The organism is Anaerococcus sp. HMSC065G05 (genome assembly GCF_001812365.1).
Taxonomy (GTDB): Bacteria; Bacillota; Clostridia; order Tissierellales; family Peptoniphilaceae; genus Anaerococcus; species Anaerococcus vaginalis.
Genome location: NZ_KV808705.1, coordinates 79756 through 81633 on the forward strand (window position 1 = coordinate 79756; position 1878 = coordinate 81633).

Here is a 1878-nt window from a genome sequence, read left to right on the forward strand (position 1 = left end):
GCTCCCCTGTATCAGCGTTAGCTGATATGCTCTCTGCAAGAGCCTTCGGAGAACGCACACACCCTTTAGGGTGTATAAGTGCGCCCTTGTAAACAAGGGACTATTCCTCTATGTCCGTTTCTTCCTCTTGGTTTTCTGTGTTTTGATTTTGATTTTCTTTTCGCTTTTCTATGATTTTTAAGATTTTTTGATTGACTTCTTCTTTGATGTTTGGGAATGTGATTAGCTGATAAAATTCGTCTTTGGTAAAATCCTTGCTTTCAATAAAGATACTTTCAAAGACTGCTCCTTTTTCATAAATCCGTCTATCCCTTTTCTTTCGTTCTTCCTGTTTCTGTTGACTGATGAGCTTTTTTCTTTTGTTTTGTAACTGCTTGATTTCTTCTTCTGTCATTAAAATTTTTTCATCTATGTTTTTCATTTCTGTTTTCCTTTCTTCTGTTTTTGGACAAAGAAAAAACAGTAAACCATTTTTGATTTACTGTTAGTGTGTTATTTTTTATTAAATTGTTAGTTACTTCTTTTTCTTAAAAACCACGACTCCAAAAAATGGACAAATAGCTACCGTTTTTACTAACTCCATATTTGCTTTTTCTGACCAATGTTTCAACTCTTTCATAGAATAGAACCAATTATCCTTGGGACTATTTTCTCTCATATCTTCAACCGTATAAACTTCATTTTCTTTAAGGTATGGTTCTATATAATTTTTATATATTTCTTCAGGCGTGGTTTCTTTTAATAAAAATCTATATACCTTATTAAATAATTCGGTATCCTTTTCTGCGTCAAATAAAAGCATGGTATCGCACAAATAAAAATAACCATCCGTTGTAAGTATCTCTGAAATATTTTCTAACGACTTTTCTTTATAATCCCATGGCACTTGATGGAATGCTAACATACTAATAACTTTATTAACGCTTTGATTGCAATTTAATGCTTCAAAACTTCCTTGAATATATTTTACATTTCCATTACTACGATTTATAGCTTCCTGTAAATTATCTGCATTTGGCTCAATACCAATAACTTCATCTGAAAAATTACTACATACCTTTGAAAAATTTCCCCAACCACAACCTATATCCATTACCTTATCGCTTTTTTTCAATTCAGCTAATTTAAGCATAAGATTAACTAACTCATCTTTACTTTCGTAGGTTTGTCTCCCATCGGGACTAATAAGTTTGTTAATGTATTTATCTAATAATGCTGTCCAATTTTCAGCGATATTCTACCTCCTATTTATATTTTTATTGTCTAAATTACTAAATATTATAGCATTTTTAAGGTGCTTTTTCCATATCAGCTTTCTGTGGAATTTGACAGTTCCCTATAAAGTTAAAATACACATCGACCTGTTGTTTTCTCTCCTTGCCTTTTCTTCCTCCTGTTGCTTCATGGACTACAACTTTTTCTATATACTCATTTATCATTGGTACTGTCAGTTCTTCAATATCGGTATATTTTTCTATCATCTTTAAGAATTTATCAGTATCAACTTTTCTCTGATGATAACTTTCTATTTCATCTTCAAAATACTGTATTTGATTTTCTAAGTCTTGTTGCTCCGTATCATAGGTATTAAATAATCTATCAAAGTGTTTTACAGGAATTTTTCCAAGTGCGTGGTCTTCATATAGCTTTGTAATAAGGGTTGTTAATTCTGCATTTCTTGATGACAGTTTCTCTAACTTTTCTTTATCCCCTTGATACTTTTCTTCTCTTTTTTCATCGGACAATTTGTTCATCACTTTTAGAAATTCTTGTTTATCTTCTTTGGCAAAGTCTGTGATTTCTTTAATTGATTTCAAGAGAATTTCATTCACTGTCTTTACTTTGATGTAGTGCATACTGCAAGTGCCTTTTCTGTGT

Annotated in this window: 3 protein-coding genes; all 3 read right to left on the reverse strand. The window is 31.3% G+C overall.

Features of this window, described 5'->3' with window-relative positions; translation table 11 throughout:
• Positions 1–100: 100 nt before the first annotated feature.
• Complete coding sequence (locus HMPREF2852_RS05185) at positions 101–421, reverse strand: DUF3847 domain-containing protein (protein WP_070606385.1); 321 nt, start codon at positions 419–421, stop codon at positions 101–103.
• Positions 422–514: 93 nt separating this feature from the next.
• Positions 515–1234 carry a class I SAM-dependent methyltransferase gene (locus HMPREF2852_RS05190; RefSeq protein WP_270598258.1) on the reverse strand — a complete coding sequence of 240 codons (720 nt, stop codon included), beginning with the start codon at positions 1232–1234 and terminating at the stop codon, positions 515–517.
• 55 nt (positions 1235–1289) lie between these two features.
• Positions 1290–1878: DUF4368 domain-containing protein (locus HMPREF2852_RS05195; protein ID WP_222563209.1), on the reverse strand; the 589-nt coding region annotated here is incomplete at its 5' end.

Coding starts and splice junctions, on each gene's coding strand:
- HMPREF2852_RS05185 (WP_070606385.1), bottom strand. CDS start 421: ATGAAAAACATAGATGAAAAAATTTTAATGACAGAAGAAGAAATCAAG.